A 22,769-nucleotide genomic window follows, 5' to 3' on the forward strand; every position below is an offset into this window, starting at 1 on the left:
ACCCCTATTGACTTATTAAAATGCTGTTGTTAAAATTTTAGCTGTAAGTGATGAGGCTAAACTAAATAGTTTAACCTCATCACTAAAAAATCATACAAGGAGGTTTGGTGAGTAGTTATGAAAAAATTCAAAAGACTCATCGCAATCGTAACAGTTCTCTTATTTGCTCTCTCAATAATTGCGCCTGCGTTTGCACAGGACGAAGCTACTACAGAAGAGACAGGTTCTGTGTATGACCAGGCAGCAAAGATTCTCCAAGACAAAGGTATCTTGAAAGGTAATGAGCAAGGCGACCTGATGCTCGATAAGGAACTTACAAGAGCAGAGATTTTAGCAATGATCATCAGAGCAACAGGTCAAGAAGATGTTGTAAAAGACTATGTTTATGCTGAGCAATCCTTCAGCGATGTTCCAAACACACACTGGGCATTTGCATATGTTGAGGCAGGTAAAGACCTCGGCATTGTAAATGGTTACCCAGATGGAACATTCAAGCCAGACAAATCAGTCAAATTTGAAGAGCTCTGCAAGATGCTTGTTGCAGCAAAAGGTGAAAATCCAGCTTCAGGAAAATGGCCACTCAACTATGTAAGAAAAGCTCTTGAACTTGGTTTCTTCAACGGAATTGAAGACGACGTTGGAATTGGTGACGTTGTCAAGAGAGGTCAGGCAGCAGTAGCATTCGCAAATGCATTCTTCCCACCAGAGAAGACAATAGCAGTTAAAGATGTTAAAGTAGTTGCAAATGACACAATTGAGGTTTATGTTGATGTATACCTCAACAATGAGCCTGCAACACTTGAAGATGGAGATGTAATTCCTCTCGATTTTGAAATCAAAGACGCAAAAGATGATACAAAGACAGTCGCAGTAACACAGATTGACACAGACAAGTCAGACTTTGCAAATGGCAAGATCGTTCTCAAGACAGCTGCTCAAACAGCAAATGCAACATACAAGCTCTACTTCAAGGGTAAAGATACAGGCAAGACATTTGTTGCAGTTCCAGTGCCACTCACAGTTACAAAGGTTGAGGCACTCAACTACAAAGAGATAAAGGTTACATTCAATAAACCAGTTGATGATGCAAGCGCAGCAACAAACAAAGATAATTACACTGTTTATTTAGGAAATGCAAAAGCAACAATAAGCTCAGTTATTTTGTCAAGTGATAAGACAAATGTACGTCTATTCTTGAGCAATACAATGAGCAGTGATTTGACAACAAAAGTAACAGTTGCAAAGGCAGTTGGGTTAGCGGAAGATTATACCTCGACAATTCAGCCGTTCGTTGATTCAACAGCGCCAACTGTTGAAAATGTTGTTCCAATTGGTTTAATGAAACTAAAAGTTATCTTCAGTGAACCTGTTTTGAATAGTGGAAATACAGCAAATTATATTGTTGATAACTCATACTATCCAGTAAAAGCAGATCCAGATACAAGTGATTATAGAAGTGTTGTATTGACATTTGGGTTTGCATTAAGTGCAGGAAATCACGTTATTGAATTCAATAAATATTCAACAAATACAGATTATATGATAAAGGACTATGCACAATATTTATTGATTAATACACCAAAAACATTTACCATGTCATCTGATACAACTGCACTTACAACACCAACTGTAATATCAGCTACTCAAACTTCTGTCCAACTGAAATTTAATAAGGGGATAGCTGATATAACGAGCGTTAGTGCATCTCCAAGTGGAACATGGGATGGTGTTGAATCAATTGATGTAAATGATCCAAGTATAGTAACACTGAACTTTTATTCTGGTAGTCCATTACCAGCATATGGTGTTACATTAACAATAACAGCAGTTGACATTAGTGGAACTTCGGCAACATTATCAGTTTCAATACCAACAGTAACAGTTGATGTGACTCCACCAACAATTACAAGTTATAGCATAGATAGCCCAACTCAAATATCTTTGATTTTCTCTGAGAATGTCATTGCACCATCTGGAGATTGGAGTAATTATGTAACAATTACTGATAGTAATAATGCATTGCATCCAGTAATTGATATTAAAAGAGACGATGCTAACAATAATAAAAATAAATTAATAGTAACAATCGATCCAAATTATCCATTACCAACATCAGGAACTATCAGTGTTTCAGTTAAGAATGTCGTCGATGATACTCCAAGATATAATCCTATGGTTGCTACTACATTAACAATTAATGCTGTTGATAAAACTGCTCCAACTGTTTCATCAGTTGTTTATGATGCTACATCTAAGAAAGTTTATGTTATCTTTAGTGAAGCAGTAAACGCTACAACAGCTTTGAACCCGTATAACTATGTATTAAATTCAGCTGGTTCATTATTAATACCAACATCTGCAAACTTTAAATTATTAGCTGATGGTAAGACAGTCGTTATGGATTTTGCAATTGCAGGAACAGATTTGAGTAAACTTACTCAAGTTCAAATTGTAAATGTTCAAGATTTAGCTGGTAATACAATGGCTGGGCAGTTGGTAGCTGCTACTCCTGTAGATACATCAACAGCTCCAACTGTTGAAACAGCTGCTCAAATTGCAACAAACCAAATAAAGTTGGATATTACTAGTGGTTCAGTATTTTCACCAACATTATCAGCAGGTGACTTTATTGTAAAAGATGGACAAACACAGATTACCATTACAGGTATCAAGTTAGATGATAATGGTGATATTATAATAACCTTAGCTACATCACTTGGAACCGATGCTGGTGGTGGAGATGTAACAGTTACTTTGAATCCGGCAGGGCTTTCAACAAGAGACATATATGATAGAAAGATTCGATTTGTTGATAATAGTGGTCAAGCAATTACAACTTTAACAGTAGGCGATGGTTGTGCACCAACAATTACAACTGTTGAAGCAACATATCAAACAGTTGTTGGTCAAACATATGTAACAATAAACTTCAGTGAAAATGTAAACGTTGCTTCATTTACCTACTTAGATGACTACACACAACAATTTAGAGTTTATATTGATGGATCATTAACTGCTATAGATGGCTTCGATAACTCAGTTCCAAATAAATTAATATTTAAATTTAATGGAGATAAAAGATATAAATCAATTAGAGTTGATTATGTACCACCATATGATGTAACTAAGAGAATTAAAGATTTGAGCGTGAACAACAATGAATTGGCAGCGACAAGTGTAAATGCAACATGGAAATAAGATTATTACTAACTAAAAAGGCGGGTAAAACAATGTACCCGCCTTTTTTTTTATTGGCTCTTTGCCAAGAGTTGGAGTGGGTATTAAGCCTACCTTTTTTCATCCCACATACAACAACATCGATATTCTGGCTCTTTGTCAAGAGTTGGGGTGGGTGTTCTGAATGCCCACCTTTCAGTTTAATTTAGTATGCATTAAATTACAACAATAACAGTTATAACCATCTAATTATCAAAACTTATCAACCTCTTTTATCCCTTACCAAAATGAATTTTCTTAAATATTTTTCGTCTCCTATCTTCTAGTTTCTACAACTATACAGTATCCTCTTCCTAAACCTTTCAAAATTCCTAAAACCATATGCCTTCCTCTTTAAAACTTTTATCTTGTTGTTAAATCTTTCTGTCAAACTATTTGTATATGGTACCTCAAATGATTCCACTATCTCTGAAAACCAATTTCTAAATACTTTCACACACCTTCGGAATTCTCCCACATTACTTGATTCTGCCATCTCTATCCATTTCTTGAGCTTCTCCTTTGCTTCATCACATGTCTTACTTTCTAATAATTTGTTAAATTCTTCCTTCAATCTGTGAGCTATCCTTAATTCCGGTGCATATAAAAACATTACTTCTAATTCTTCTCTCTGCTCAGGCTTAAGTTCCTCATATCTTTTAAGAATTAATTTCCTGCTTCTCTTAAAGTACTTCCTAAGACTTTTGCACAAATTCTTTTGTGTTCTTTTACGCACATTCTCTACCGCCCAGTAAACATACCTCACAAAGTGAAACTTATCTATAACTACCTTTGCTTTCTTAAAATATATCCTTGCTATCTCAGCAAATTGCTTCCACATGTCGCAGATAAAATACTTTACCTTATCTCTATTCTTAAATCTCTTGAAATATTCTGTTAAAACCTCCTGTCGTCTGTCTTTTAAAATATCTATTATCTTGCCATTTAAAGGATCTACAATTATACATTAATATTTTGCTCCACCTGCATGTCCTTTAAATTCATCTATACATATGACCTCTGGTAATTCATCTTTTGCTTCCACTGGACTAACTTTATCGAATAACCTCATAACTGTCGAAACTGATACATTTGACAACTTCGCAACTTCTGTCATACTAACTATATTTCCTAATTGACTTACTATCCATGCTGCTAACCTATTTGTCATTCTTTGATGTTTTGGTAAAAAATCAACTTGTTCGTAAAATCTCTTTTTACAAACCTTGCAAACATATCTACGTTTCTTTAATACAATGTATGTCTTCTTTCCTAACATCGGTATTTCTTTGACTTTTTGAATTCTGTAATCGTGAACTTTTGAAGTCTGAGCTTTGCAATTAGGACAAATATGTACTTTTTGCCTGAGTCTTATATAAAGTTCTACTTCAGTTGCATTTTCCACTATATCCTCTATTATTACATCTTCAGATTTTAATAATTGGGTGATATAATTTATGTCAGGCACTTGTTCTGAATACCTCCTTTTCTTTTGTGTTTTTCTCCTTTTTATCAATAATATTATACCAGGCATTCAGAACAAGTGCTCTTTTTATTTTACCCACCCCAATATTTATTATAGAGCCATAATTCTTATAGGAAAATAGTCCAAAAGCTCAACTTTTTATTTTCTACCTATGCGACGTATTTTAAAATTTACTTCAAACTCCTAACTACCACCCAATATATAAAATCCTCTCGCCAAATCTTTCAAAATTAATGTATCCAAATGTATTTTACTCTTATATATTCAGCTTTTTATTAAACTATTCTGTTATACTACTAGGATACTATGTGTCAAAGAAATTCGTTGTTTCCGAAAAATATTTTCATAAAACTTTTACTCACAGGATTAATTGCTTTAAGCCTTACTTTAATTTAAATGGCAAATAAGACAACTAAAAAGATGTTTACTTCAAATAAAATATATTTGCAAAAATTTATTCCCTTTATTATAATAAACACACAGAACATATTTTCTTTTGTCACAAGAACTTCTACTTTGAAAAATATATTTAGATAAGGTATTTTGAAATTGGAGAGTCAAAATGAGTGCAAATGAAATCTATGAATTCAGAGATCCAGTTCATGGTTTTATTCAAGTTAATGATTTAGAACTGAAAATCATAGATTCTTTTCCATTTCAGAGATTACGCAATATAAAACAGCTGGCATTTTCCCATTACGTCTATCATGGAGCAGAACATTCAAGGTTTGGACATTCATTGGGCGTTATGCATCTTGTTACAAAAGCATTCATGACAGTTGTTGAGAAGACAAATATTTTTGATATTCCTCAAAAAGAATGGTATACTCAGATATTGAGACTTATAGCTTTGATTCATGATATCGGACATGCTCCTTTTTCTCACGCATCAGAAGAGCTTTTTCCAGATGATTTGAAACATGAAGATTACAGTTGCATGATAGCAACTCAAACAGAGATAGGGGATTATATTCATGAGATAGGAGAGAGATTCAAAAAACTCTACGGTAAAGACTATGATATTACTCCTGAGCTGATTTGTTCTATATACAAAGGAGAAAATATAGAAAATCCTGATTTCATGTTTCTAAGAAAGTTTATGGACAGTGAATTAGACTGTGACAAGATGGATTATCTTTTACGGGATTCACTTTACTGTGGAGTAAGCTATGGAAAGTTTGATTTGGAAAGGTTAATAAACACTCTTACCATTTGGAAGAATGATGAAGGTATACTTCATCTTGCTATTGAAAAAGGCGGAATGCACGCTTTTGAAGAGTTTGTTTTAGCTCGATATTTTATGTTTACACAAGTTTACTTTCACAAAACTCGAAGGTTCTTGGATAATATGCTTTTTTCTTTTTTGAAGTCTGCTTTGAAAGAGGGTAAATATCCCAAAGACATTAATGAATTTTTAGAATATGACGATGTAACAATCAGTGAACTTATCAGAGAAAAGAGCAAAGAAAATGAATGTGCAGAAAGACTTTTAAAGAGAAAGATAATGAGCTGTATTTACGAAACACCGCCTCATGCTAACAAAGATCAAGAATCTATTCATAATTTGATAAAAAACAGTCTTATACAAAAAATTGGCAAAGAAAATCTTCTTTTTGATTCGGCTGACAAAATGATTCATCAGATACCTGTAAAATATGAACTTGATAGTGAAAAAGCAATCCCTATAATAGACGAGAAAAACAAAGAAGTGATGTCTATAAGTATTGCTTCAGAGGTTATAAAAAAGATGACTGAACCAATAAATATAAAAAGGATATATGTTACTGAGGATAAAAAGGAAGAAGCAGAGGAAATAGTAAATGAAATACAGAATATGATGAAACGTTCAAATTAAAAAGGGGAGGGAGGCACCTACATTATGAAAGAAAACAAAGACCTGATATTGTGGTATTTGATAAAAGAGTTTACTAAACATTGCTCACGTACAGGAAACAAAGTAGGTAAGAAGTTTTTGCAAAAAGTGGTGTATTTGCTGCAGAGAAAGGGATTAAACCTTAACTATAATTTTTCGATTCACTATTATGGTCCGTACAGTAGCCAGTTAGAATATGATATACACAGATTAGAAATGAATAGATTAGTACGAATTGATCCAAAAGATGGATACACTCATGAAATAATTCCTGAAGAAGTATCTGATGATGAAAAATATTTGAGCCATCATGATATAGAGATGATAGACTCAAAAGAGATTAAAGATTTAATAAAAAACTTGTCGAGCTTTAACGCTTCTGAATTGGAGTTAATTGCAACAGTGGATTACGTGATAAATCAACTAAAAATTCGAGGGACTGATGAGCTTAATAAAAAAGAAATTATAGAAAAAGTGAAAAGGTTAAAAGGCAATAAATACACCGAGAAAAAAATAGAGGAAGCCATTAAGTTTTTAGAAGAAAACGGTTTTGTAAAAATAGAGGGTTAGACTGATGAAAAAGATAATGTTATTATCTTCGCTAAATTTTTCTGGTTATGACTAAAAGCGAGGTGGGTATTTAGCCCACCTTTTTTATTTTCCCGCATTTCACAATTTTCACATTTCATTAAAATTTGTTTATAAAAATTTAAAAATTTATTCACAAATTATTGCTAATATATTTTAAAGAGGAAAAATCTTCATAGAAGGAGGCAGAAATAGAAAATGAGAATGCCAAAAAGCCTGAAAGCTTATATGTGCCTTATGTTAGTATCAACTTTTATAACTGCAGTGTTGATCTTACCGTGGAATATATCGCATGCCCAATCAAATAGCACTCAAAATTCACAGCCAGATTTAATTGGCGTTGTAAAGAGTTTATCTGGCAGTAAAATCACAATCTACATCGCAAAGCTCTCTTCTCAAAGCGATGGTAGAGGATTTGGAAGAGGTAGAATTGAGCTGACAAACAAAACACAGACAATCACAGTTTCAAGCAAAACATCAATTGTAACAAGAGTATTTCAAAATGGTCAGGTAACAGAGAAAAAGCTATTAACAAAGGACTTAAAGACAAACAACATCTTGTACATCTGGTATGCAGATAGCAAAAAGAAAACCATCTCAAGAATTCTTATCCAGGGTACATACGACCCGTATCAGACACCAGAAGCTATTGGTGTTATCAAAAAAGTTGAGTCAAACAAAATAACCATCACAGTTGCAACAATACAAAGACCACAGCCAAGGCAAAACACATCAAACAATCAACCTCAGCAAAGAATGGCTTCTCAGCCACCTCAAGGTGGATTTGGCAGAGGCATGATGAATCTAAAGCTATCAAGCCAAACAAAGACAATAGCAATTTCAAAGTCGACAGTGATTGTTACAAGAACATTTCAAAATGGTCAGATGACAGAAAAGAAGCTGACTGTAAAGGATTTGAAAGCAAACAACATAGTGTACATCTGGTATTCTGACAGTAAAAAAACAACTGCAAAAAGGATTATGGTGATGGGAACATACAGCCAGAGCAGTTCAAAGTAAAAAAGCAGAAAAGTGTGAAAGGAAGGGTGTGCATATGGCATTTAAAATTAAATCATTAAAATCTCCAAAGATTAAGATTGGGTTTAAAAACAAAGCTGCAAAAAGGATTATAGTTTCTATATTAGTTGTAGCCATATTAGCGGCAGGTGGGTTTGGCATTTACAAGTTCATTCAGGGCAAAAAGAATCAAACGCAAACAGTTCAACAGAGAACGGCAAGAGTGACGCGAGGAGACATCACTGTCACCGTTTCGGGCTCCGGTCCGATTGAGTCTGCTCAGAGTGTTGATTTGACATCTACTGTCAGCTCAACAATAACAAGAGTCAACTTTAACGATGGCGACACAGTCAAAAAAGGAGATATCATATTTGAGCTTGAAAGCCAGGATGCAAAGGACAAGATTGATTCAATTAAGAGTCAGATTGACGATGTGAACTCCTCAATTGCAGATGTTCAGGAGAGCATCAAAAACCTTGTTATCACCGCACCCATTTCAGGGTATGTTAAAAATCTGAATGCTCAAGAAGGAGACAGAATTTCAAAAGGTTCAACCGTTTTGACAATAATTGATACATCAAAGCTGAAAGTTACATTACCATTTTCAGCAGCGCTTTTCGGCAAGGTCAAGATAGGTGCGCCAGCAGTTGTTTACATTCCTGACATTTCACAGTCAATCCAGGGCACAGTAAGCTATCTTGGGAACACAACTTACACAAATGACTACGGTGGCAAAGTTTTTGATGTTGAGATCACAATCTCAAACCCCGGCGCTCTGCAGGAAGGTATGAAGGCAAGTGCTGAGATAAAGGTAGGAGCTGAAGTATATCTTAGCACGCAGGATGCAACCTTGGAGTATGTAGACAAAGAAAATGTCAAGGCAAAGGTTGACGGTGAGGTTGAAGAGATTTTTGCAAGAAACAACCAGTTTGTTGAAAAAGGAGCTGTGCTTTTAAAACTTTCAAACGATGACCTGTCAAAACAGCTCAAGAACTACCAGACACAGCTTAAAAACTTGCAGGACCAGCTAAAGGATGCAGAGGATAACTTGGAAAACTACTACATTAAAGCTCCGTTTGACGGTGTTGTGACCAATATAAACTTCAAAAAAGGCGATAACATAAAAGCGGGAGAGGTACTTGCAACTGTATTTGATAACAAAAATTTAGTATTTAGGGTTGACATAGATGAGCTTGATATTGCTAAAATAAAAGTAGGGCAAAAAGTAAATATAACAGTTGATGCTCTACCAGAGACCCAGACAAACCCGCTGACAGGGAAAGTATCCAAAATCCCGCTTGAGGGAACAACCCAGAACGGCGTTACAACATACTCTGTTACGATCTCAATTGACAATCCCAAGAACCTCAAGATTGGCATGAACGCAAATGCTGAGATAATAGTAAACCAGAAACAAGATGTTTTGATGGTGCCGCTTGAAGCTGTCCAGAAATTCGGCAACAGGTACTTTGTGTTTGTAAAAAGCTCAAGTCAAAATAGCTCTCAGCAAGAGCAAACTGGCGGATTTTTCCCGCAGGGAGGTTTTGGAAATAATCAGCAAAGCTCTGCTCAAGGCTCACAAAACTGGCGACAAAGATGGCAGCAAGAAGGCAGCAACACAGAAAGTGCACAGCAATCAGGAAATAGCCAGTCAAGAGGTTCATGGTCGCAAAATAGTCAAGGCACAGGTAGCTCTTCGCAGCTGCGAACAAGAAGGATGGCAAGTTTACTTAACAACAGTTACTACAAAGGCGCAGTTTTGCGACCTGTTGAGGTTGGTATAAACAATGACTCATACATCGAGATTGTAAGCGGACTTAGCGAAGGCGATATCGTTGTCCTGCCACCGCTTTCTACAGGCTCAACAAGCACCCAGACGCAAACTCAGCAGGGATTTAACATAATGGGCGGGTTTGGCGGACCAGGTGGTGGAATGCCAGGCGAGTTCAGACAGTTCAGACAAAACCAAAGCGGTACTGGCAGAACAAATCAGTCGTCTGGTTCTCAGGGAAGTAACACAAACAGGTAATAAAAAAAGAAGGTGAAAGTTTGCTATGATCGAACTTTATGATATCTACAAAATCTACAAAATGGGCGAAAATGAGGTGTATGCTTTAAACGGTATTAACCTGAAAATCAATGTTCACGAGTTTGTTGCAATAGTGGGTCCATCCGGCTCAGGAAAATCAACTCTTATGAACATCATAGGCTGTCTTGACACACCAACATCTGGCACATACATACTGGATGGTCATGAAGTCAGCAGGCTAAATGACAACCAGCTTGCAGAGATTCGAAACAGCAAGATAGGCTTTGTGTTTCAAAACTTTAACTTGATACCACAGCTCACAGCTCTTGAAAACGTTGAGCTTCCTTTAATCTACAAAGGTGTTCCGGCCTCTATGCGTCACAAGCTTGCAAAAGAAGCTCTTGCAAGGGTTAGCTTGGAACATAGAATGCACCACAGACCAAGAGAGCTATCTGGCGGTCAGCAGCAGAGAGTTGCAATTGCAAGGGCGCTTGTCACAAACCCAGCAATAATTCTTGCTGATGAGCCAACAGGAAACTTGGACTCAAAGTCAGGTGCTGAGATAATTCAAATATTTAAGGAACTTCATGCACAGGGTAGCACAATTGTTTTAATCACACACGACAACAACATAGCAGCTCAGGCAAGAAGAATTGTGCGGATTCAGGATGGTCAAATAATAGAAGACAAGGAGGTGAGCTGACAGGTGGCTCAGTTTGCTTTGGCTTTCAAGATGGCAATAAAGAGCATCCTTTCAAATAAGCTAAGGTCTTTTCTTACTATGCTTGGTGTCATCATCGGTATCTGGGCAGTGATTGCGGTTGTTGGGCTTGCCCAGGGAAGCACCAAAAGCATAACAGACAGGCTGCAAAGGCTTGGAACAAATCTCATTCAAATAAACATCACAGGAAGAAACAGTAACAGGAACGTCACATATGAAGAGCTTCAGCAGTTTGCCGAGCAGCACCAAGACGACATTGAGGCAATAGCTCCAACTGTATCGAGCTCTGTCACGCTCAAGTATGGAACAAACACCCACGATACAACCCTGGTTGGAACAACAGCAGACTACAGCACTGTCAGAGACGTCAACGTCAGCAGCGGAAGGTTTATTTTGCCAATTGATGTGGACTACCGTCAAAAGGTTGCGCTTGTTGGGACGTACATCGTAAAGGATTTATTTAACGGGCAAAACCCGATAGGGAAAAAGATAAAGATAAACGGGCAGATATTCACAGTTGTTGGTGTTTTAGAAGAGCGGGCAAATTCGCAGGAGCAGTCAGACGATGACCAGGTGATAGTCCCTGTAACAGTTGCACAAAGGCTCACACGAAACGCAATAATCCGAAACTTTGCGATAAAAATCACGGATGGTAACAGAAGTGAAGCTGTAATGAACTATCTCAACGATTTTCTCATGAAGATTTACAATGACTCTACAGCTTTTAGAGTTTTCAATACAGCCCAGCTACTTGACACATTAAACAGTGTAACCCAGACACTCACGCTTATGCTTGCCGGAATTGCTGCAATTTCGCTCATTGTCGGTGGAATTGGCATCATGAACATCATGCTTGTGTCTGTGACAGAGAGGACAAGAGAGATTGGAATCAGAAAAGCAATCGGCGCAAAGAGAAGAAATATTCTTGTTCAGTTTTTGATAGAAGCATCTGTTGTGACAGGGCTTGGTGGAGTGGTGGGTATAATACTGGGATTTGTGACAATAAGAGTAATGTCAAAACTTAATATTGCAACAGCTATATTCTCAATACCATGGGCTGTTCTTGCGTTTACAATTTCACTTGCTATAGGAATAGTCTTTGGACTGTTCCCGGCATCAAAAGCATCGCGCCTCAACCCGATAGAAGCGCTAAGATACGAATAAGCTTGGAGGGGATATGAAAGATGAGAAAAAAGTTTTTGGCAGTCATTTTGCTACTTGGTTTTGTGCTTGTAAATTTTGGTTTGTCTTCTGCTTTTGCAGCATACAAGGATATTCCAGCAAATGCAAGTTACAAGCAGGCAGTAGAAAAGTTAAATAAGCTTGGAATTCTTGTTTACAAGGACTATTTCAAGCCCAGCGCAAACATCACACGCGGCGAGTTTGCAGCTGCGATTGTAAAGATTTCAAACGCAGAGGATGAGGCAAATCTTCAGAAAGGATATTCCCAGTATCCTGATATAAAGCCAAATACCGTCCTTTGCGGATATGTCAACTGGGCAGTAAAGAAAAAATACATGACACCAATGGCAGACAACAGGTTCCATCCAAATGACCCGCTTACCTTTGCTCAGGCAACAACTGCCATTATTAGGATGCTTGGGTATTCCGACTCAGACCTTTCTGGCATCTGGCCGCAGAATTATATCGACAAGGCATCAGAGCTTGGGCTTATAAAAGGAATAAACCTTTCTGCGTCGCAAAAGGTTCCGCGCTGGGCTCTTGCCTTGATGCTATCAAGGCTTCTTGACACTGAGGTCAAAACTGGTGGAAATCAAGCTCAATCTACCCAGTCAGCTTTAAGTGGAGTATCAGCATCAAACCAAAGCAGCAGCGGCACAAAATTTTCTGAGTATGTTGGGCTTTACAAATCGTATGTTGTGCTTGATACCGGCAAAACTTCTTCAAAGCTTCTTACAAATGAGGTTTTGACAGACAGCGGAGTGCTTGTGAATGCAACAAAGACGCAACTTGAAGTTGGGAAAAAGTACATGCTTCAGGTCGATAGCAATAAAATTACAAAAGTGTTTGGCATTGAGACTGATTCTTTCCAGATTGTCAGCACAAAGGCTGATGGAAAGACTGTATATTACAAGGAAAGTGGAAAGAAAAAATCAATCACTTTGCCATCTTCAGCAACATACTATTACAACGGCTCAAAGCAGAGTTATGACACAATAGAAAATGTGCTAAAACCGAACCAGAAAATAAGCTTTATATATTCTGAAGATAGGAGCAAAGTGGACTTTGTAGTAATTTTTGACATATATGCACAAGAGATTTATGGAAACTACGATGAGGTTTTGATTTTGGCAACTCCTAAAACATCATCGTCGTTAGAGGAAAACCAGGTTCAGACAGACAAGGGAATATACTTTGTTGCATCTTCGATAAAACCTGAAAACCTTGAAATTGGAGCAAAGTATGGAGTGTATATAAAAGATGATACAATTACAGTAGCTTTGCAAAAGGTATGGGTATCTGACAAGTTTACCATCAAAAATATAGATGATTACACACTTGATGTTGAGCAAAACGGCAAGACACAGAAGATTCAGCTATCAAGCAAACCTGTATATTACTATCAAGGCACAAAACAGAGCTATGAAAATCTGCCAAACATTTTAAAAGAAGACCAGATACTCTATGTATCAAAAGACCCTGACACAGGCAAAATCATGGCATATGTTATTCAAGACCCATACGGTACACAGTACGGGAATTATATTGAGGCAATAGTTTTGCAGGATGCACTTTTAAACTCAAGCCTTGAGAACAACCAGGTTATGACTGACAAGGGCATCTTTTACCTTCCATCTGCTGATACAAAGCTTGAACTTGGTGCAAAGTACGGACTTTATGTCAAAAACGATAAAATAACCCTTGTTGTGAAGAAGTTGAATAACACTGCGCAGTATGAAGTGACAGATGTTGTCAGCGATACTAACGTCAAGCTAAAAGGTGCTCAGGGGCAGGAGAACATCATTCTACCTCAAAAGCCGGTTTATTATTACAATGGTACAAAAACAAACTATACTGAGCTTAAAAATGTGCTAAAAGCGGGTCAGAAAATCTACTTTGGCTATGCAAAGGACGGCAAGACATACGAATACGTTGTAATTCAGGACCCATACTCTCTTGAGTATGGCACATACACAGAGGTCATAGTAATGGCAGATGCTGTGTCGTCAAGCAAGCTTGCAACAAACGAGGTTCTAACAGACAAGGGCATATATGTTGTAAGCAGCACGGCAGGAAAGCTTTCTGTTGGAGCAAAGTATGGCGTGTACATCAAAAATGATACAATCACCAAGGTTGTGAAAAAGCTTAACAACGTGGAGTCAGCGGAGATCACGGCAGTGGTTAATGATACAAATGTAAAGCTCAAAAAAGGCAGCACTGAAAACACGATGCTTCTTCCTCAAAAACCCATGTATTATTACAATGGGAATAAGCTTAGCTATGATCAGCTAAAGAGCATTCTCAAAACAGGTCAGAAAATCTATTTTGGCTACAATCAGACAGGAAGTTCTTATGAGTACGCAATCATCCAAGACCCATACTATGATGAGTATGGAACATACATGGAAGTCATTGTAATGGGCACAAGTAAGGTAACAAAAGGTCTTGCAGAAAATGAGGTGCTGACAGACAAGGGCATTTTGACCCTGCCGTCAAACCAGAACGTAAACCTGGAGCTTGGCGCAAAATACGGGCTTTATGTCGATTCAAACAACCAGATAACTCTTGTTTACAAAAAGTTCAACTCAACAGATGGCATGACAGTTGTGTACGCTCTTGGAAGCAAAGTAACAGTTGACAAGGGCGGAACGCAGGTTGAGATGACCTTGCCACAGAACATAACCTACTACTACAGCGGCACAAAAATTGACTACTCAGCAGCGCTCCAGAAGATGCAAAGGGCAACATCGCTTGTGTTTGGGATATCAACACAAAAGAACGGGTACGACTACTGTGTAATATTTGACCCTGTATACAGCAAACCATACCTTGCAAACGAGCAGACATATCTGACTTTAAAAGCAGGTGATTTGGACATAAGCGGCAGCAATAAGGTTATAAAAGACGGAGATGTTGTAGATTACAGCTATATTCAGAAAAATGATGTTGTCTATGCTGTGACAGACATCTGGGGTGGCAATAAGATCATACTTGTTGTAGATGACAGGGTTGAGGGTTATATCAAGAGCTACCAGCCAACGAGGTTCACACCAAAGTCTATTGTTGTGAGCGTAGTAGACTTAACAACAGGAAAGCTTGTAGACAAGACATATGAGGTGAGCGAAGATTTTGACCCGTCTGTGCTTCTTTCTGACACCTTCAAAGTTGGTCAGAGAGTGTACCTCATCTTAGGGTACGATGGCAAGGTTGTGAGCATGGTAAATCCGTAACTAAATTGAATAATAGCTTTCAAAAGGCCGCCAATTCGATATCGAAGGCGGCCTTTTTTCTTAAGACAAAATAGAGAATTTGTGGTATAATTATAATTGAACAATAAAATCAGCTTAAAGCAAAAAATCTAAAAATGAAAGGAGCAAATGTTTTGAGTGAAAATTTGCCTCCTAAAGAACATGATTCCACATTTAAATTTTTATTTGAAGAGAAAGAGGATATACTTCTTTTAGTAAAAGATATACTAAAGTACAAATGGGCAGAGATGATAGACGAAGATTCAATTGAGTTGGTAAAAACAAACTATTTAACCCAGGATTTTATGCAGATAGAAGCTGATGTCATTGCAAAAGCAAGGTTGAGGGAACGGGAAGTGTATTTTTACATTTTGATAGAGAATCAGTCAACAGTAAAGAGGGATATGCAACTTAGAATATTAAAATACATGATAAGCTTATGGGCACAAGAGATAAGAAAAGGAGTAGAAGTTTTGCCTGCAATTATACCGATAGTTGTTTATAACGGAATTGACGAAAGATGGAATATATCAACAAACTTAATGGAAGCTTTTGATATATTCAGGGATGATATATTTAAATACCGGGTGGTTGATATTATAGAGCTTGATATGAAAAAGTTTTTGGAAAAACAAGAAGATGTACTCGGTCCGATAGTTTTCTATTTAGAGCAGGTAAGAGAAGATAAAAATGAACTTGTGAAGAGGCTATACGAAATAGAAGCAAATTTAAAGAGTTTGAGCAGAAGAAATATTGACCGATTTTTAAACTGGGCACATTATATTATACGGCCAAGACTTGCAGAGGATCTCAAAGCAGAGTATGACAAAATAGTAGCAAGGATAAAAGAAGGAGGTGCAGGTAAAATGGGTGATTTTGTATCCAATGTTGCAAGGCTGCTTGATGAGACAAAGACAAAAGAGTTTAATATGGGAATTCAGCAGGGAATTCAGCAGGGGATTCAGCAAGGGATTCAGCAGGGAATATACAGAGCCAAGGTTGAAATGGCAAAAAAGCTTATTCAAAAAGGCTATAGTGATGATGAAATAGCAGAGCTTACCGAGCTTGAAATTGATGAGATAAGAAAGCTTCGAAAAGAGCTTATTCCTTGATGGCCAATTTGCCATCAAGGATTTTATTTTGACTGACTCTACATCACAAAATCTTCCTTGCAAAAATCATGTAAGCGGTATGACCTATCATTCTATCATCAGGTCGCAGACGCTCTGGCACAGGCTTGTATTGACGTATCATTATTTCAACAACTTCGGAGACATAAAATCTGTGTGCTTGCAAGGCTGTGAGGATCTCTGACACTTGATTTGTTGTTGGAACAAGTATTCCCAAGTGCCCTGCAGGTTTTAAAGCCTCTCTCACAGCGCTAATTGCTTCTTCAGGTTCTCTGATATCTAAAAAGAATGCATCCAAATCCTTCTCTTCAATTCCTTCTACTATTGACTTGTTGTGCATAACTACATTTTCAAACTTTGAAAAATTTTTTATATTCTTCTCAGCCATTTTGTAAAACTCTTCTCTTTGCTCATATGTATACACTTTTCCTTCCGGGCCAACAGCCATCGAAAGGTAAAGCGTAAATGCACCAGAGCCTGTCCCAGCTTCACCAACTCTTTTTCCAGGGTGTATGTCAAGTCTCATCAGAATATATGCTCCGTCTTTTGGATAGACTATCTGTGTGTGTCTTTTCAAAAAGTGCATAACATAGTCAAACGTGTCACACGGGAAGACGTAATACTCAACATCATTTGCAAAAAAGCTTCCGCCAGGAGAAATTTTTGCAAGTTTGTCTGACTCAATATACCCTGTTGGAAGATTAACTCTTTTTGGCACTGATATGTCAACAACCTTTTTAAACCCTTCTGGACCAATGATTACTCTCTTTGTATCAAACGATTGCTCCATCTTATGCCTCCTTTAGTACAATTTACCAATATATTGCTTTTGAATTTGAAATGGCTTCTGAAAATATTTAATACTACATATTTATAAAATAATCAACTATATCCTCAAGCCCAACAAGACCGACCACCTTACCATTGTCAAGAACAGGAACAGCAGAGATATCATGCTGACGCAGGAGTTTTGCAACATCTTTAATATCATCATTTTTGTCAGCTGTAATAACAGCTTTTGTCATGGCAAGCTCAACAGGGTATGTTTCAAAATGGCCTGGCTGGCTCAAAAACCTGTAAATATCCGCTTTTACAATGATTCCTTTGAGGAAGTCATTCTCATCAACAACAACTGCCACGCTCTTTTTTCTTTTTTGCATCTGCTCAAGTGCATATTTGACCGTGTCAGTCGGCAAAAGCTTTATAAAATCATGGTTAATGATGTTTGAAAGCATTTTTTTCTCCCCCAAAATCGATATTTCATTTACTGAAAATTTTTTATCCTGCTATTAATTATATACCCAAATTAATTTCGAAACACAAAAAATTTACCTTATAAAAAGAGGCAACAATTATTATTGACATATGCCAAAAACGAGAGTAAAATAAAGAGAAAAACGAATAAGGGAGAGAGAAAAATTGAGACAAAATACAATGCACCCAATTCCCAAAAATGAATTTACAGATGTAAAGAAGATGTATACCATTGTCAGCGGCAAGGGTGGAGTAGGAAAAAGCTTGGTTACATCTTTGCTTGCAGTGGGTTTGAGAAGAGAGGGGTTTGAAGTTGGAATCCTTGATGCAGACATTACCGGGCCATCTATCCCAAAGATGTTTGGTGTAAGTGGTGCTAAGATTGAGTCAGACTCAAAGGCAATCTATCCTGTGAGAACTCACAATGATATAAGAATTATGTCAATGAATTTACTTTTGAATAAAGAAGACGCTCCAGTGATTTGGAGAGGACCGCTCATTGCAAAGACAATAGAGCAGTTTTGGACAGAAGTTGGCTGGGGTGTTTTAGATTATCTTTTTATTGACATGCCCCCTGGGACAGGTGATGTTGCACTCACAGTTTTTCAATCTTTGCCAATTGACGGGATCATTATTGTAACATCGCCTCAAGACCTTGTTTCTTTGATAGTCAAAAAAGCTTATAACATGGCAAAGCAAATGGATATACCAATTATAGGTATTGTTGAAAATATGAGTTATGTAATATGTCCTCATTGTGGAAAAGAATTTGATATTTTTGGCAAAAGTAAATTGGAAGATGTGGCTGAGCAGTTGGATTTGAGGATTTTAGGGCGGATTCCAATAGATTCGGAACTGACCAAACTTTGTGATAAGGGCGAAATTGAAAAGGCGAGGAACTTGTACTTGGATTCCTGTATAGAGGTTTTAAAAAGGGACGTTGTAGAAGGATAAGAAAATTTTTGACAACTTTTGTATTATAGAACTGCAAAATTTCTGGGACAGGACAATAATTTCTTTTTTGGTAGAATTATTACCCTTGTGAAAAGCAAGGGTAAAAATTTTTCAAAAAAGTTATTGACATATGCCAAAAACAGAGTATAATTATAATTAGCATATGCCAATAACAAAAATAAAAATGGTTTTGGAGGTGAAAAACGATGCCTTGGGGTTTTGAACCAGGATTTTATGGAAGAGGCTGTGCAAGAGGTTTTGGCGGCGGTTTTGGTTTTGGCAGAGGCCTTGGAATTTGCAAATGGCTGTATTTAACAGGCTCAGAGAATGTTCCTTTTGCTAAAGAAGCTTTGGAGTATGAAAAGCAGGTTTTAGAGCAAAGGTTAAAACTAATTGACAAGCTTCTTTCAAAAGAACAAAAACAAGAATAAAAAACTAAAATTGCTTTGAAGGGGGGCTTTCAGATGACAAATCTTCATGCCCCCCCGAATAATTTTCAAAGTTTTGAAAGGAGGCAAAATTGTCATGGAAGCTAAAACAAGCAGGATAAAATATTTTCCCGTATCATTTTTTTCAGTAGTCATGGGTTTAGTAGGATTTACTATTGCCTTGCAAAAAGCTGAGAAAGTTTTAACAAACATTCTGCAAGCAGTCTCCATCTTCTGTAAGATGGAGATGAATTGCAATTGATAAATATTTGGTTTCGGTATACAATAAAACTGGTGATGACAATGAAATTTGATACTAATAAACATTCAGTATTTCTACTATACTATCATTTGATTTTGGTGACAAAATACAGAAGAGATGTGATAGATGAGAAAATTTCAAAAAGACTAAAAGAAATTTTTGAGTATATTCAACCCAATTACAACATAACCCTGGTTGAGTGGAATCATGATAAAGACCATGTGCATGTTTTGTTCAAGGCAACTCCTACAACATCACTTTCCAAGTTTATAAATGCTTATAAAAGTGCTTCATCAAGGCTTATAAAAAAGGAATTTCCTGAAATTAGGCAAAAACTATGGAAGGAATATTTTTGGTCAAGAAGTTATTGTTTGCTAACAAGCGGTGGTGCACCGGTTGAAGTGATTAGAAAATACATTGAAAGTCAAGGTGAGAAAAGAAAATGTTGAAAGCATATAGGTATCAAATATATCCAACTAAAGCACAGGAAGAATTCTTTGAAAAGACATTTGGTTGCTGTAGATTTGTATGGAACAAGATGTTAGAAGAAAAACTGGAAGCTTTGAAACAAGGTAAAAAAGTTCCAAGAATAACTCCAGCAAGGTATAAAAAAGAATATCCTTTTCTGAAGGAAGTGGATAGTCTTGCACTTGCAAATGTTCAGCTTGAGCAGGAAAAGGCATTCAAAGACTTCTTAAAAAACTCAAAGCATTTTGGAATGCCAAAGTTTAAGAGGAAAAAAGACAAGCAGTCATACACAACGAATAACCAACAAACTAAGAGCGGAAACGAAACAATTAGGGTAGATTTTGAGAAGGGGATTTTGTATTTACCGAAGGTAAAAAGTGGAATAAAAGCAGTATTTCACAGGGAGTTTGAAGGAAAAATAAAATCAGCAACAGTTGTTAAAACAAAAGCAGGCAGGTATTATGTAAGCATACTTGTAGATGTGCAGGACCCAAGAAATAAGAGGGAAAATCGAAATTTTGAGAATGAGGTAATCAAACGAGAGAATTTCATCTGTGGAATAGATACAGGGCTTATAAGTTTTGTTACAATTGCAAATGATACAGGGATTTCGAAAATTGAATACCCAAAGTATCTGATTAAAGCTGAAAAGAGACTAAGAAGGTTGCACAGACAGTTGTCAAGAAAGAAAAAAGGTTCTAAAAACTGGGAGAAAGCAAGAGAAAGACTTGCAAAGGAATATGAATATGTAAAGAACTCAAGGGATGACTTTTTGCATAAGTTATCGAGGACCATCATAGACGAGAACCAAGTCGTGGTGGTCGAAAGTTTGAACGTAAAGGGACTATCAAAAACAAGATTATCGAAACACATTCTTGATAGTTCATGGTCAAAATTTTTGAAATATCTCAAATACAAGGCAGATTGGTATGGCAGGAAAGTCATAGAGGCAGATAGGAGATTTCCATCTTCGAAAATGTGTAGCAGATGTGGATACATCAACAAAGAGCTAAAGTTGAAAGATAGAGTGTGGAGATGTCCGAAATGCGGAACAGTCCATGATAGAGATGAAAATGCTGCAAAGAACCTGAGAAACTATGGAATTTTTTGTATAAGCAATAAGTAGGGTGGGGACCACCCGAATTTACGCCTGTGGAGATTGGACCTCTACTACTGGGGATACAGTCCCAGTAGCAAGTCTGGTCGATGAAACAGGAAGCCTCCACCTCTTTAGGTGGATGGTAGTTCACTTATTACTCTTTTTGTTCTTTCACAGTGGATTGATCAAACTCATTTTACTATTCAGCATTACAATCCTTCTTGGTTTATACCAGTTGTTGGCAATATATTAGTACCAGTTGCAGGAGTTGAACATGCAGACAAATATTTTTCATGGTTTTTCTTTAGTGTAGGAATAGTTTTCTGGATTGCGTTGTTTACAATACTATTTTATAGAATAATTTTTCATCATCCTATACCTCAGAAGTTAATTCCTACATTTTTTATAATGATTGCACCACCGAGTGTAGGACTTATTTCTTATGTTAAGTTAACAAATAGTCTTGATGCTTTTGCGAAGGTTATTTATTTCTTTGCAATGTTTTTGATACTTCTTTTGATAGCCCAAATTAAGAAATTCCTTAGCACAAAGTTCTATCTTTCTTGGTGGGCATATTCTTTTCCACTTGCAGCCTTTTCTATAGCAACTTTTGTGATGCTAAGTAAGACCCACTTGAGTGTTTTCAAATATATTTTTGGTGTTTCTTTGGTAGTTTTAAGTTTTGTAGTTATTATATTAGCAGGTGCAACAATTGCGAATATTTTAAAGAAAAACATTTGTATTGAAGAAGAGTAAGGTTAATTATGGTGAGAGTATATGTCAAATTATAAAAAAAGAAATTTAAAGAATAATCAGATATGTGAAATGATAATATACTATTTAAAAGAAAATAACAATTTTGTGAAGAAACAAAGTCTTATTCGGAGCCTAATAAAATGGGCAAGTTTGAGCACTATTTATAGAGGTATAAGTAGATTAGAGAAAAAAGGATTGACAGTAGCGTGTGATGTAGACAATGATAAATATATTGCCTATATCGGTAGTAGACCCAATAAAAGTTTAAATTTAGCCTTCTTTGTATGCGATGTTTGCAAGCAGAAATTTTGGCTAAAGTTGAACGATTGCGCGCTTGATAAGATTAGCAGAAAGATAAAAAAATTTTATGATTTTGATTCAAAATTTGTATTGTACGAATTTCGCGGAGTTTGCAGAAGTTGCTTGCTGTCCAAAAAATCAAATTCATTAAATTTAAAAAAGGAGGAGATAAATCATGAAAATAGCAGTTATGCTAATAGGTGACAAAATAAGCCCCCATTTTGGTGGTAGCGAAAAAGTTTGCATATATACAGTTGAAAATGGTGCTATTGTAAATAAAGAATATTTTGACATGCCAGAGCACAGGGCTGGGCTTTTTGCAAAGTTTATAAAACAAAAAGGAGCAGATGTTGTAATTGCAGGCTCAATTGGCGAGAGAGCAAGATATATATTCGATAATCTTGGCATTAGGTATTTCATCGGTGTCTTAGGCCATCCAGATGAAGCAGTTGAAAAGCTATTAAAAGGCCAGCTGAAGTCAAATGAAGCACTTGCAAATGAGATCCATGAGCATGAAGAGGGATTGCATCATCATTCGCATGGACATTCGCATGAACACCATCATATCTCATAGTCATTATAAATTACCGTTAGAGACGTTTTGAAAACAGATGAGAAAAATTAATGACATAACCACCATAGTTTATGATATAATTAATAATGATTAATCCCTAAAATCACAGGACACAACATGGAGAAAATAAAAGAGCTAAGGAGAAAAAACAACAATTAAGAGGGGCAGGGTTAAAATCCTGCCT

General features: G+C 36.6%; 18 protein-coding genes and 1 pseudogene. 16 read left to right on the forward strand and 3 right to left on the reverse strand.

Annotation, left to right across the window (positions count from 1 at the left end; genetic code table 11):
- Positions 1-117: 117 nt before the first annotated feature.
- Entirely contained in the window at positions 118-3,198 is a 3,081-nt protein-coding gene (locus tag CALHY_RS02320) for an S-layer homology domain-containing protein (RefSeq protein WP_013402411.1), read from the forward strand.
- Positions 3,199-3,499: 301 nt separating this feature from the next.
- Here CALHY_RS02320 and CALHY_RS14140 read toward each other — a convergent pair.
- A pseudogene (locus tag CALHY_RS14140) lies at positions 3,500-4,684 on the reverse strand (ISL3 family transposase).
- Between the two features lie 580 nt (positions 4,685-5,264).
- Between CALHY_RS14140 and CALHY_RS02330 the strand changes: the two are divergent.
- From CALHY_RS02330 to CALHY_RS02365, 8 genes are all read left to right on the forward strand, one after another.
- Positions 5,265-6,557 (forward strand): HD domain-containing protein, encoded by a 1,293-nt coding sequence (locus CALHY_RS02330; protein ID WP_013402412.1) that lies wholly within the window; start codon positions 5,265-5,267, stop codon positions 6,555-6,557.
- A gap of 24 nt (positions 6,558-6,581) precedes the next feature.
- Complete coding sequence (locus CALHY_RS02335; RefSeq protein WP_013402413.1) at positions 6,582-7,145, forward strand: hypothetical protein; 564 nt, start codon at positions 6,582-6,584, stop codon at positions 7,143-7,145.
- A 216-nt stretch (positions 7,146-7,361) separates the two neighbouring features.
- Positions 7,362-8,183, forward strand: coding sequence for a hypothetical protein (locus tag CALHY_RS02340; protein WP_013402414.1), 822 nt, complete (start codon positions 7,362-7,364; stop codon positions 8,181-8,183).
- Between the two features lie 34 nt (positions 8,184-8,217).
- The gene (locus CALHY_RS02345) at positions 8,218-10,209 is read left to right on the forward strand and encodes an HlyD family efflux transporter periplasmic adaptor subunit (RefSeq protein ID WP_013402415.1); all 1,992 of its coding nucleotides are present in this window, start codon (positions 8,218-8,220) and stop codon (positions 10,207-10,209) included.
- A gap of 25 nt (positions 10,210-10,234) precedes the next feature.
- Positions 10,235-10,912 carry an ABC transporter ATP-binding protein gene (locus tag CALHY_RS02350; RefSeq protein ID WP_013402416.1) on the forward strand — a complete coding sequence of 226 codons (678 nt, stop codon included), beginning with the start codon at positions 10,235-10,237 and terminating at the stop codon, positions 10,910-10,912.
- 3 nt (positions 10,913-10,915) lie between these two features.
- Complete coding sequence (locus CALHY_RS02355; RefSeq protein WP_013402417.1) at positions 10,916-12,094, forward strand: ABC transporter permease; 1,179 nt, start codon at positions 10,916-10,918, stop codon at positions 12,092-12,094.
- A 20-nt stretch (positions 12,095-12,114) separates the two neighbouring features.
- Positions 12,115-15,342, forward strand: a complete 3,228-nt coding sequence (locus CALHY_RS02360) for an S-layer homology domain-containing protein (protein ID WP_013402418.1) — start codon at positions 12,115-12,117, stop codon at positions 15,340-15,342.
- A gap of 152 nt (positions 15,343-15,494) precedes the next feature.
- The gene (locus CALHY_RS02365) at positions 15,495-16,472 is read left to right on the forward strand and encodes an Rpn family recombination-promoting nuclease/putative transposase (protein ID WP_013402419.1); all 978 of its coding nucleotides are present in this window, start codon (positions 15,495-15,497) and stop codon (positions 16,470-16,472) included.
- 43 nt (positions 16,473-16,515) lie between these two features.
- Here CALHY_RS02365 and CALHY_RS02370 read toward each other — a convergent pair whose 3' ends face one another.
- Both CALHY_RS02370 and CALHY_RS02375 read right to left on the reverse strand, forming a co-directional pair.
- Positions 16,516-17,280, reverse strand: coding sequence for a tRNA (adenine-N1)-methyltransferase (locus CALHY_RS02370; RefSeq protein WP_013402420.1), 765 nt, complete (start codon positions 17,278-17,280; stop codon positions 16,516-16,518).
- 73 nt (positions 17,281-17,353) lie between these two features.
- Positions 17,354-17,725: a CBS domain-containing protein gene (locus tag CALHY_RS02375; protein WP_013402421.1), complete on the reverse strand. Its 372-nt coding sequence runs from the start codon at positions 17,723-17,725 to the stop codon at positions 17,354-17,356.
- Between the two features lie 184 nt (positions 17,726-17,909).
- On the opposite strand from CALHY_RS02375, the gene CALHY_RS02380 reads away from it, so the two are divergent.
- The 7 genes from CALHY_RS02380 (at position 17,910) to CALHY_RS02410 (ending at position 22,585) form a co-directional block, all read left to right on the forward strand.
- Positions 17,910-18,698, forward strand: a complete 789-nt coding sequence (locus CALHY_RS02380) for an Mrp/NBP35 family ATP-binding protein (protein ID WP_041723093.1) — start codon at positions 17,910-17,912, stop codon at positions 18,696-18,698.
- 206 nt (positions 18,699-18,904) lie between these two features.
- Positions 18,905-19,129, forward strand: coding sequence for a hypothetical protein (locus CALHY_RS02385; protein ID WP_013402423.1), 225 nt, complete (start codon positions 18,905-18,907; stop codon positions 19,127-19,129).
- Between the two features lie 94 nt (positions 19,130-19,223).
- A complete protein-coding gene (locus CALHY_RS13640; RefSeq protein WP_158304224.1) occupies positions 19,224-19,388 on the forward strand; it encodes a hypothetical protein in 165 nt (54 codons plus the stop codon).
- Between the two features lie 41 nt (positions 19,389-19,429).
- Positions 19,430-19,837: an IS200/IS605-like element ISCsa5 family transposase gene (gene tnpA, locus CALHY_RS02390; RefSeq protein ID WP_041723282.1), complete on the forward strand. Its 408-nt coding sequence runs from the start codon at positions 19,430-19,432 to the stop codon at positions 19,835-19,837.
- Positions 19,831-20,982, forward strand: a complete 1,152-nt coding sequence (locus CALHY_RS02395; RefSeq protein WP_013402425.1) for an RNA-guided endonuclease TnpB family protein — start codon at positions 19,831-19,833, stop codon at positions 20,980-20,982. The genes tnpA and CALHY_RS02395 overlap by 7 nt, the downstream gene beginning before the upstream one ends.
- A gap of 108 nt (positions 20,983-21,090) precedes the next feature.
- On the forward strand, positions 21,091-21,711 hold the full coding sequence (locus tag CALHY_RS02400; RefSeq protein WP_049772010.1) for an SLAC1 anion channel family protein: 621 nt from the start codon (positions 21,091-21,093) through the stop codon (positions 21,709-21,711).
- Positions 21,712-22,186: 475 nt separating this feature from the next.
- The gene (locus CALHY_RS02410) at positions 22,187-22,585 is read left to right on the forward strand and encodes a NifB/NifX family molybdenum-iron cluster-binding protein (protein WP_013402427.1); all 399 of its coding nucleotides are present in this window, start codon (positions 22,187-22,189) and stop codon (positions 22,583-22,585) included.
- Positions 22,586-22,769 lie beyond the last annotated feature (184 nt).

The organism is Caldicellulosiruptor hydrothermalis 108 (assembly GCF_000166355.1).
In the GTDB taxonomy this organism is placed as follows: domain Bacteria; phylum Bacillota; class Thermoanaerobacteria; order Caldicellulosiruptorales; family Caldicellulosiruptoraceae; genus Caldicellulosiruptor; species Caldicellulosiruptor hydrothermalis.

Excerpts from the sequence above, each read along its gene's own strand:
- CALHY_RS02320 (WP_013402411.1), top strand. The coding sequence starts at position 118 with ATGAAAAAATTCAAAAGACTCATCGCAATCGTAACAGTTCTCTTATTT.
- CALHY_RS02330 (WP_013402412.1), top strand. The coding sequence starts at position 5,265 with ATGAGTGCAAATGAAATCTATGAATTCAGAGATCCAGTTCATGGTTTT.
- CALHY_RS02335 (WP_013402413.1), top strand. The coding sequence starts at position 6,582 with ATGAAAGAAAACAAAGACCTGATATTGTGGTATTTGATAAAAGAGTTT.
- CALHY_RS02340 (WP_013402414.1), top strand. The coding sequence starts at position 7,362 with ATGAGAATGCCAAAAAGCCTGAAAGCTTATATGTGCCTTATGTTAGTA.
- CALHY_RS02345 (WP_013402415.1), top strand. The coding sequence starts at position 8,218 with ATGGCATTTAAAATTAAATCATTAAAATCTCCAAAGATTAAGATTGGG.
- CALHY_RS02350 (WP_013402416.1), top strand. The coding sequence starts at position 10,235 with ATGATCGAACTTTATGATATCTACAAAATCTACAAAATGGGCGAAAAT.
- CALHY_RS02360 (WP_013402418.1), top strand. The coding sequence starts at position 12,115 with ATGAGAAAAAAGTTTTTGGCAGTCATTTTGCTACTTGGTTTTGTGCTT.
- CALHY_RS02370 (WP_013402420.1), bottom strand. The coding sequence starts at position 17,280 with ATGGAGCAATCGTTTGATACAAAGAGAGTAATCATTGGTCCAGAAGGG.
- CALHY_RS02375 (WP_013402421.1), bottom strand. The coding sequence starts at position 17,725 with ATGCTTTCAAACATCATTAACCATGATTTTATAAAGCTTTTGCCGACT.
- CALHY_RS02385 (WP_013402423.1), top strand. The coding sequence starts at position 18,905 with ATGCCTTGGGGTTTTGAACCAGGATTTTATGGAAGAGGCTGTGCAAGA.
- CALHY_RS13640 (WP_158304224.1), top strand. The coding sequence starts at position 19,224 with ATGGAAGCTAAAACAAGCAGGATAAAATATTTTCCCGTATCATTTTTT.
- tnpA (WP_041723282.1), top strand. The coding sequence starts at position 19,430 with ATGAAATTTGATACTAATAAACATTCAGTATTTCTACTATACTATCAT.
- CALHY_RS02395 (WP_013402425.1), top strand. The coding sequence starts at position 19,831 with ATGTTGAAAGCATATAGGTATCAAATATATCCAACTAAAGCACAGGAA.
- CALHY_RS02410 (WP_013402427.1), top strand. The coding sequence starts at position 22,187 with ATGAAAATAGCAGTTATGCTAATAGGTGACAAAATAAGCCCCCATTTT.